Source organism: uncultured Salegentibacter sp. (assembly GCF_963972535.1).
Taxonomy (GTDB): domain Bacteria; phylum Bacteroidota; class Bacteroidia; order Flavobacteriales; family Flavobacteriaceae; genus Salegentibacter.
In genome coordinates, this window is record NZ_CAXAVR010000097.1 from 1 (window position 1) to 9,815 (window position 9,815).

Below are 9,815 nucleotides of genomic sequence, written 5' to 3' on the forward strand. Positions count from 1 at the left end.
GAGATAAGATAGATCTTCATTATCTTCAATAATTAAAATAGTTTCAGCATTTCCATTCAAAGACTGCGAAAGCTCTTCCGGAATAAAAGTACTTTTTAATGCCTTTTCTGACTCTTCTTTTCGAATTTCTGAAGTATCTTCTGAAAATTCATATTCAGAAAGGTGGCTTTTACCCTTTAATAATTCAATTTTAAATTCTGCACCCTGATGCGATGAAACCGAAATATTGCCTTTATGTAGTTCAACAAACTGCCGGGTAATATAAAGGCCGAGACCAGAACTGGGTTTGGTATTATTACCGGCCTGTCTAAATGGATCAAATATTTTTTGAAAATCTTCCTTTGGAATTCCTATCCCAGAATCTTTAAAACGCACCTCTACTTTATTTTCGCCTGTCTCTTCTATCTTAATACTAATCTGTCCATTTTTAGGAGTGAATTTAAAAGCGTTGGAAAGCATATTAAAAAACACCTTGTCCATCATATCTCTATCCATATAAATCATGATCTCCTTATTGTCAGTCTCCAGATGTAGGTCAATAGACTTTCTTACCGCTTCGGTTTCAAAATCTTCATATATATTACTTATAAATTCGTATAAATTAGTTTTTAATGGCTTAAGCCTAAAGCTCCCGCTTTCCAGTTTTCTAAAATCAAGAAGTTCATTGATAAGCCTCAGCAACCTACCCGAATTTTTGCTTATAAGGTTAGTTTCATAAGCAAAATCTTTAAGCTGTTTATAAGGATTTTGTGATATACTTTCTATCGCGCTGGTAATTAATGTTAGCGGAGTTTTAAATTCGTGAGATAGGGCCGTAAAGAAATTGATCTTTACTTCATTGGAAATCTTTAACTGCTCCGCAAATTTTTCTATTTGATTGCGTTGGGTAATTATTTTCTCATTGTTTAGTTCCAGCCTGCGTTTTCGCTTCCTTAATTTAAATACCAGATAAGCTGCCCAAAATCCAAGCAATAAGAGTAAAATAATTAGGCCAACCATAATTTTTAAAAGGTTGGACTGTGAGTTATAAGTAGCTACCTGTTCTTTGATTATGCTCTGCTGCTGTTCGATATCATTTTGCTGCTGGTTCATTTTATTGAACTGATTCTGCATGATTTCCACATTCACCTTATCTATAACTACAGTACCCAGAATATTATTTTTGTCAATCTGGTCTCCCTCAAGTAGTTTAACAGCAAGCTTAATGGCTTCAGCACCACCAGTGGGGTAAAGCACGGTAGCTGCGAGCACATCTTCTTTTACGAGTTGTATTCCTCCGCTAGGGCCAAAAAGCCCGTCTACTCCAATTATTTGGATGCTATCTTCAAGATTTTTGCTACGTGCCACTTCCCAGGCACCCATTGCCATACGGTCGTTATGCGCAAAAATATAATCTATACTTCCCACTGAATCTAAAATAGATTTCAAATTATCACCTACTGAAGTTTTTTCCCAATCCCCTGCAATGGACGCCACAATATCCACGTTTTCCTGATGGGCTATGACCTCATTAAATCCCTGGCTACGTTCAAAAGCCGGGGAAGAAGTTTGAAGTCCGGTTATTTCAATCAGCTCTAACTTTTGATTAGGCTTTGAATTGGAAACAATATAATTTGCTGCATTTTTACCTATTTCAACATTATTTGCTCCAACATATGCGGTATAGTTGCTTCCTTCAATTTTACGGTCTATCACTATGGTTGGAATACCGGCATTCATGGCTTTTTCTATAACCGGGGTAATGGGAACCGATTGAATGGGGGAGACGATTAAAACATCTACTTCAGTAGAAATAAGCTCTTCTATTTGCTTAATTTGTATTGAGACATCATTTTGAGCGTCTTTAATTTGAAGTTTATAACCGGGATGCATGGAAGCTTCTACCTCCATCGCTCTGTTCATTTCTTTCCGCCAATTATCGGTAGTCATTGCCTGTACAAAACCAATCTGGAATTCATCCTGCTCTGGTTCGTTAGTACAGGAACCAAAAAACAAGAATCCGGCAATAACCAACACCAAACCTAAAAACCTCATAAACAGAATATTGAATATAAAAATTTCTCTAAAAAACCCGGGAAATTAATTAATGAAAGATAGAAAATGAATTTGGATAAATAAAAATCGCTTTTAAGACTTGTAAATTTCATCCAATTTTAAATGAACGTAAATTTTACATTTATTATCTTTGAATTCTAAAAAGCAATTGCAATTGAAACCAGTAGAGAATAATCACCCTGTTCCAGAAGATTTTAGGAATTTTAAAACCGAAGTAAAAGTCGCCTCCCCAGGGAGAATTAATTTAATTGGTGAACATACCGATTATAACCAGGGCTTTGTTATGCCATCGGCCATAGACAAGAAAATCTATTTTAAATTCAGGAAAAATAATAATGATAATCTATGCCGAATTTATAGTGAAACCTTTGAAACCTATGTAGAATTTAACCTGGATAAAATTTTAAAAAGTAAAAATTCCTGGGAGAATTATTTGCTTGGTGTAATTGATGAAATTCAGAAACTGGGGAAAACTCTTAAAGGTTTTGACTGTATTTTAAAGAGCGAATTACCCATTGGTGCAGGGATTAGTTCTTCAGCAGCGTTAGAATGTGGTTTTGCAGGCGGTTTAAATTCATTATTCAGTTTAAACCTGCCGCAAATGGAAATTGTAAAACTTTCTCAACGGGCAGAAAATAATTTTGTGAGCAGTAACTGCGGAATTATGGACCAGTTTGCTTCAGTAATGAGCAAAAAGAATCATTTTATAAAACTGGATTGCGAATCTTTGGAAGCAGAATTTATTCCGGCAGAAATTCAGAATTGTAAATTGCTACTTTTAAATACCAATGTGTCCCATAACCTGGCCGATAGCGAATACAATTCCCGCCGGCAGCAATGTGAAAATGCAGTACAAATTATTCAGCAAAAATATTCGGAAGTAAAAGCTTTAAGGCACGTAAGTTTTGAGATGCTAGAAGAATTCAAAGAAAAAATTGGTCCTGTAAGTTTAAAACGCTGCCGTTACGTACTGGAAGAAAATGCACGTGTTAAGCAAACCGAAAAAGCTTTAAGTAGCGGAAACTTAAAAGAGTTGGGGAAATTAATGTATGCTTCCCACCGCGGTTTGCAACATCAATATGAAGTAAGCTGCCCCGAGCTGGATTTTCTGGTTGATTTTTCAGAAGATAAAAGTTTTATTTACGGCTCCCGAATGATGGGCGGTGGTTTTGGCGGGTGTACCATAAATTTAATTGAAAGTGATAAAATTGATGAATATATCACCGAAGTAACAAAAGCTTACCAGCAGAAATTTAATATTACTCCAACGCCAATAACGGTGGTGCCTGATGAAGGGACCCAAATTACTAAAGTTTAAATAGCAAAAAATGAACACAGAACTAAACAAGCACCCGCATAGAAGATATAATATTTTAACCGGGGAATGGATTTTGGTTTCACCCCACCGAACCAAGCGCCCCTGGCAGGGGAAAACCGAAAAAAATAACCAGGAAAAACGGGAAAGTTACGATGCATCCTGCTATTTATGTCCTGGAAATTCAAGAATGGGTGGAGAAACCAATCCCGATTATAAAGGTGTTCATTCTTTTGAAAATGACTTTCCCGCACTTCTCCCCAGCGGCCCCACTGATGATTTTGAAAACGGACTTTTAAAAGCCGAAAGTGAAACCGGAATTTGCAAAGTGGTATGTTTTTCTCCAGATCACTCCCTCACTCTCCCTTTAATGGAGGTGGAAGATATCACAAAGGTGGTGGGCCTATGGAAGAAAGAATTTGAAGACCTGGGTAGCAAGGAGAATATAAATTATGTTCAAATCTTTGAAAATAAAGGCGCCATGATGGGTTGTAGCAATCCGCATCCTCACGGCCAAATTTGGTCTCAAAGATCTATTCCTACAGAAATTTTAAAGAAATCGAAACATTTTAAAGATTACTGGAATAAAAATAAGAGCAGTTTATTGGGCGATTATTTAAAGCAAGAACTGGAATTAAATGAGCGTATTTTAGCCAAAAACGAACATTTTGTTGCGCTTATTCCATACTGGGCAGTTTGGCCCTACGAAGCGATGATTATTCCCAAAAAACAACATCAACATATTGGGCAGTTAAATGCTGAAGAAGAAAAAGCTTTTGCAGAAATTATTAAAAAGCTCACTATAAAATACGATAATCTTTTTGAAACTTCTTTCCCCTATTCTTCAGGAATTCATCAGGCGCCAACTGATGGTAAAGAGTATCCGGAATGGCATTTTCATATGAGTTTTTATCCTCCACTATTAAGATCGGCTACGGTTAAGAAATTTATGGTAGGTTACGAAATGTTTGCCGGCCCACAAAGAGATATTACCGCAGAACAGGCAGCGCATAATCTACAGGAACTCCCTGATGTTCATTATTTAGAGCGGTAGACGATTAAGTTTAATTTCTATTTACTGACAAGCATTTTATTCTTGTTTTTCTGAATTACCGGTGAATTTAAGCTATAAAAAAAGCTCCTCAATTGAGGAGCTTTTTAATGTTGTGTCTCACTATTTTCGAAAACTCTTTGCATTTTATAAAACTTTTCAGAAAACCTGTTTTCGCTTTTTCTGAAATCGGTAGCTTAATAAAAGTTTAATTATTCATTATAACTGCTCTCCTTTTGTTAGTCCAGGCATAATAAAATATATAAGCATAACAGATCATCACTAAAATTAAGGCAATTTTAAAGCTATAGGAGTCGGTTAAAAATCCATAAGCCGGTGGTATAATCGCGCCCCCAACTATCATTGTACACAGTACTCCAGATCCCTGGGCTTTATCATCTCCCAGGCCGTCTAAAGCAAGACTAAAAATTGTTGGGAACATAATAGAATTAAATAAGCCCACGGCTATAATTGTCCACATAGCTACAAGACCTAACGAAAAGGTAGATATAAGTATCATACTTATTGCTCCTACTGCAAATACACTTAAAACCCGTGCTGGGTTAAAAATAGTGGTTAAATAAGAGCCAATAAACCTTCCTATCATAGCTCCTGTCCAGTAGAATGTCACAAAAACACCTACTACCGCCATATCACTTGACGCTGAAATACCAGTACTTAAAATCCAGCTTGCTATGGTGCGCATAAAAGACGTTTCTCTTACAGTTTCAGCCAAATCAAGACTTAAAAAATAATTTACCATATAACTTCCTAATGCAACTTCTGCCCCTACATAACAGAAAAGGCCAATAGCTCCCAGGATTAAGTTTCGATTCTTTAAAACTCCCCGGTAATCATTAGAAGCTTCTTTATCTCCAACTTTGGGTAGATTTACAAAAAAGAAAACAATGGCAATTATTATTATAAAAGCGGCAATACCAAGGAAAGGTGTTTGCACGGCAGAGGCTTCAGATATATAATAGCTGGTTTGCGCAGTAGGATCCAGGGCTTCAATCTCGGCAGTAGTTTTCACTTTATCCTGAAGAATGAATAAAGCTCCCAAAGCCGGTGCAATTGCCGTACCCAGGGAATTAAAAGCCTGTGATAGATTAAGTCGGCTCGAAGCTGTTTTTTCAGGACCTAAAATAGTAACATAAGGATTTGCTGCTACCTGCAATATGGTAATCCCGGCTGCGAGGGTAAAATACCCAAACATAAAAATTCCGAAGATACGATATGAAGCTGCAGGGTAAAAAAGTAGACATCCAACAGCCATAGTTACCAAACCTAAAATAATCCCTTTTTTATATCCAATTTTAGATAAAATATATCCTGCAGGTATAGAAAGTAAAAAATAAGCACCAAAGAATGCAAATTGTACCATCCCTGCCTGGAAATAAGAAAGGGTAAAAACTTCTCTTAATCTTGGTATAAGTGAATCTACCAGCACGGTAATAAAACCCCATAAAAAAAAGAGGATAGTAACAAATATAAAAGCTGTACGATAAGATTTTTTCTGATTCATCTTTTACTTATTTTCTCTGTAAATTTCTTTATTTGGCTCGCTACTCATATAAAATTTTAATTCTCCTCCGTCCATAATATCTGTATGGTCTATAAAAGGCTCTTTTAGGACTTCTCCATTAAGTTCTACCTTTGAAACAAATACATTTTCTGCAGACTGGTTATTGGCAATAACGGTAAAAGTATTCCCATTATCCAGATTTATTGTTGCTTTATTAATTGCCGGACTCCCTAACGCGTATTCTGTAGAACCGGGGGCCACTGGATAAAAACCAAAACTACTGAAAATATACCAGGCGCTCATTTGGCCAAAATCATCATTTCCACCTAAACCATCTGCACCGGTTTGGTATTGGTCTTTGAGAATTATTCTTATTTTATCCTGAGATTTCCAGGGAGTATCGGTCCAATTGTATAAATAAGCAACATGGTGCGATGGCTCGTTTCCATGTACATAATTTCCTATAATTCCTTCGCGCGAAATATCTTCCGTATTTTCAAAATATTTATCAGGTAATTCCATTGAAAACAAAGAATCTAAATGTTGGGAGAATTGTTGTTTTCCGCCCATCATCTCAATCATTTCGGCGGGCTGATGTGGCACATAGAGACTATAATTCCAGGCATTTCCTTCAATAAATCCCTGCCCGTGTGTATCTAAAGCATCAAATTCCTTTTTAAATTCACCATTATCCAATTTTGGGCGCATAAAGCCAGATGCTGAATCATAAACATTTTTATAATTTTCAGATCTTTTGCTGAATTCTTCAAAAACTTCCTGGTTTCCTAATTTTTTAGCGGCTTGAGCAATGGCCCAATCATCATAAGCATATTCCAGGGTTTTAGATACCGAAGCACCATTTTTATCTTCAGGAACATATCCTTTTTCCATATAGTATTCCAGGCCATCGTAATACCCGGTTTTAGCAGTTTGTACCATCGCCTCTAAAGCGCATTCTTCATTAAACCCAGTATTTCCTTTAACTATCGCATCAGAGATTACCGAGGCGCTGTGATAACCAATCATACACCAGTTCTCATTGGCATAATGTGACCAAACCGGCAGCATTTTATGAACACTTTGGTCATAATGTGCCAGCATTGCTTCTACCATATCGCTATTACGCTCGGGTTGTAAAATATTAAACAGCGGATGTAAAGCCCGATACGTATCCCAAAGTGAAAAACTGGTATAATTGACAAAATCTTCTGCCTGGTGAATATTCATATCTATCCCGCGGTATCTTCCATCCACATCCATATATTCGGTTGGGCCTAAAAATGAATGGTACATGGCGGTGTAAAAGTTGGTCATTTCAGCTTCATTTTCAGCATCTACCACTACTTTATTTAATTCTTTATTCCACTGCTCGCGAGCATCATTTTTAACTTTATCAAAATCCCAATGTGGAATTTCAGCCTTCATATTATTAAGCGCTCCTTCTGAACTTACCGGGGAAATTGCCAGTTTAATTTGAAGTTTTTCTTCGGCTTCCATATCAAAATCAAAATACATTCTGATTTTTTCTCCTGCTATTTCCGGGAAATTCTCATCCTGGTCAAACTTCCTCCAGAAACCATTGTAAGGTTGTTTATCGTAGCGTGCCCGCCCGTAATTTTTTATTGGCTTATCAAAGCTCATTGCAAAGAACACTTTACGTGTTCTAGCCCAGCCATTGGTTTGTCTAAATCCTGTTATTAAAGTATCGTTTTCTACCCTTACAAAGGTCCATACATTTTTATCGTCGTAATTATAAATACCAGACATTAAATCCAGGATAACGTGGGCTTCTTCTTTATCTGCAAAAGTATACCGGTGCATTCCTACACGAGTTGAAGCAGTCATTTCAGCTTCAATATTATAATCTTCTAATAAAACTTTATAATATCCAGCTTCGGCTGTTTCTTTTTCGTGGGAAAAACGAGAACGATAACCGCTATCGGGATTGGTTTCTGTTCCAGGATTCAATTTTAATTCTCCCGTGGTGGGCATTATTAAGAAATCACCCAAATCGGAATGGCCGGTACCGCTAAAATGGGTATGACTGAAACCAACAATCGTAGAATCGTCATACTGGTAACCCGCGCAATATTTATAAACATCGGGGTTGTATTTACCATCTACCGCGTAAGGAATGGTATCGGTATCTGGACTTAATTGCACGCTTCCAAAAGGTACCGTAGCGCCGGGATAAGTATGCCCCATTTTGGCGGTACCAATCATTGGATCTACAAATTGAGCGAGATCTTTTATATCATCCTTAGAAGATAAATTATTCGCTTGAGTGGTTTTTTCTTCTTTCCCGCAGGAAAAAAACAACAGGAACATTAAAAATGCTCCTGTTGAAGTAATAAAATTATTGTTGAATTTCATTCTTTTTTAATTTATGTAGATTGAAAGCTTCATCTCACATATTATAATTCATTAGTCAAAGAATACGGGAAATCTGATTTTTTAGTCCCTCGATTCTTATTAGGGGTATCACCCATTTCTATATCGATTACCGCGCCTTTCATAAGTTCCTTATGACTTAAATAATTCTTTGTGTAATTTTTGCCGTTTAATTCCATTTTCTGAATATACTTGTTGGAATCACTATTTTGAGGAGCATTAATAATAAGCTCATTTCCATTTTCAAGTTTTACAGTTACTTTTTTGAAAAGCGGAGCACCCATTACGTATTCATCTGTAGCCGGGGCGACAGGATAGAAGCCCATTGCAGAAAAAACATACCATGCTGAAGTTTGTCCATTATCTTCATCGCCGCAATAACCATCTGGTGTAGGTTGGTACATTCTATCCATAGTTTCTCGAACCCAATATTGAGCTTTCCACGGTTCCCCGGCATAATTATATAGGTAAATCATATGCTGAATTGGCTGATTTCCGTGTGCATATTGCCCCATATCGGCAACTTGCATTTCCCGGATTTCATGGATAACCCCACCGTAATAACTTTCATCAAAAACCGGTGGCATTTCAAATACTTTATCTAATTGATCTACAAACTCTTTTTTACCTCCCATTAGATCGATCAATCCCTGTGGATCGTGAAATACTGACCAGGAGTAATGCCAGCTGTTACCTTCAGTAAATGCATCTCCCCATTTAAAAGGATTAAAATCTTCTACAAACTCACCGTTCTCTTTCTTACCACGCATTAGCTTGGTTTCCGGATCATAAAGTTTTTTGTAATTAAGACTTCGTTTTTTATAAAGTTCAATTTCTTCTTTAGGGCGATTCAGTTTTTTTGCCAGCTGATATATAGCAAAATCGTCATACGCATATTCTAAAGTTCTGGCGGCATTTTCATTAATACCAACATCATAAGGAACATACCCCAGATCTTTATAATATTCAGCGCCGGCACGACCTACGGCAGTCATTGGCCCTTCATTATTTGCTCCATTTAGAAGTGCTTCGTATAATAAATCAATATCATAATCAAACTTCCCATCGGTTTTTAAATAAGCATCTGCAACCACGGAGGCCGAGTTATTTCCTACCATGATATTCCTAAGACCCGGGCTCGCCCATTCTGGCAACCAACCGCTTTCTTTGTAAGCATTTGCAAGACCTTTTTGGATATTAGCATTTAGTTCAGGGTACATTAAATTTAAGAATGGAAATAAAGAGCGAAAGGTATCCCAAAAACCGGTATCGGTAAACATATAACCGGGTAAAACTTCCCCGTTATACGGGCTATAATGCACTACTTCGCCTTCAGCATTATATTCATAAAATTTTCGTGGAAAAAGCAAGGAACGGTATAGGGCTGAATAGAATGTTGCTACCTCATCTGGAGTTCCACCTTCCACTTTAATTCTGGAAAGTTCCTTATTCCATTCTTTGCGACCTTTTTCTTTTAC

At 37.0% G+C, this 9,815-nt stretch carries 6 protein-coding genes; 2 read left to right on the forward strand and 4 right to left on the reverse strand.

Annotated features, from left to right (window positions below; genetic code table 11):
* On the reverse strand, window positions 1–2,034 hold a 2,034-nt coding region (locus AACZ30_RS10900), incomplete at its 3' end, for a substrate-binding domain-containing protein (RefSeq protein WP_339649321.1).
* 175 nt (window positions 2,035–2,209) lie between these two features.
* On the opposite strand from AACZ30_RS10900, the gene galK reads away from it, so the two are divergent.
* Window positions 2,210–3,373 (forward strand): galactokinase, encoded by a 1,164-nt coding sequence (gene galK, locus AACZ30_RS10905; RefSeq protein WP_339649323.1) that lies wholly within the window; start codon window positions 2,210–2,212, stop codon window positions 3,371–3,373.
* 10 nt (window positions 3,374–3,383) lie between these two features.
* Complete coding sequence (locus AACZ30_RS10910; protein ID WP_339649325.1) at window positions 3,384–4,424, forward strand: UDP-glucose--hexose-1-phosphate uridylyltransferase; 1,041 nt, start codon at window positions 3,384–3,386, stop codon at window positions 4,422–4,424.
* 205 nt (window positions 4,425–4,629) lie between these two features.
* Here AACZ30_RS10910 and AACZ30_RS10915 read toward each other — a convergent pair whose 3' ends face one another.
* From AACZ30_RS10915 to AACZ30_RS10925, 3 genes are all read right to left on the reverse strand, one after another.
* Complete coding sequence (locus AACZ30_RS10915) at window positions 4,630–5,946, reverse strand: sugar MFS transporter (protein ID WP_339649327.1); 1,317 nt, start codon at window positions 5,944–5,946, stop codon at window positions 4,630–4,632.
* Window positions 5,947–5,949: 3 nt separating this feature from the next.
* Window positions 5,950–8,319 carry a GH92 family glycosyl hydrolase gene (locus AACZ30_RS10920; protein WP_339649330.1) on the reverse strand — a complete coding sequence of 790 codons (2,370 nt, stop codon included), beginning with the start codon at window positions 8,317–8,319 and terminating at the stop codon, window positions 5,950–5,952.
* Between the two features lie 41 nt (window positions 8,320–8,360).
* Window positions 8,361–9,815 (reverse strand): glycoside hydrolase family 92 protein (locus AACZ30_RS10925; RefSeq protein WP_339649333.1); only part of this gene is annotated, 1,455 nt, incomplete at its 5' end.